At 33.0% G+C, this 433-nt stretch carries 1 protein-coding gene; it reads left to right on the top strand.

Annotated features, from left to right (window positions below; genetic code table 11):
* Window positions 1-433, top strand: a 433-nt coding sequence (locus AVBRAN9333_RS09455) for a flagellin hook IN motif-containing protein (protein WP_336609200.1), incomplete at both ends; no start/stop codon positions are given.

The raw sequence follows: 433 nt of genomic DNA, 5'->3' as shown, positions 1-433 counted from the left end.
AAGACAAAGTGACCTTGCTTTAGGAGATAAAATTAATCTTACATTTAAAAACGTAGATGGAATTAATGATGTTACATTTGAGCCAGTGCAAATTGCTCAAGGTAATAATATTAAAGCAGGTCAAGGTTTAGGTGCTTTAGTTGAAGCTATTAATAAATCTACTGATAAAACAGGTATTAAAGCTTCTGTTACGGTTCAAAGTGTATTTGAACAACCTATTAAAGCAGGAACTACTTTACAAGGCTTTAGTATAAATGGTGTTACTATTGGTTCTATTGAAGTTAAAGATAAAGATGGAAATGGAGCTTTAAGAGCTGCAATTAACTCTGTTAAAGATCAAACAGGGGTTGAGGCTAGTGTTGATGAAAAAGGAAGATTAGTACTTGCTAATAGAGATGGTAGAGGTATTAAGATAACTGATGGGGTGGATAAG

The sequence above is a fragment of the Campylobacter sp. RM9333 genome (assembly GCF_020137705.1).
In the GTDB taxonomy this organism is placed as follows: domain Bacteria; phylum Campylobacterota; class Campylobacteria; order Campylobacterales; family Campylobacteraceae; genus Campylobacter_E.
This window is presented reverse-complemented; position numbering and strand designations above follow the sequence as displayed.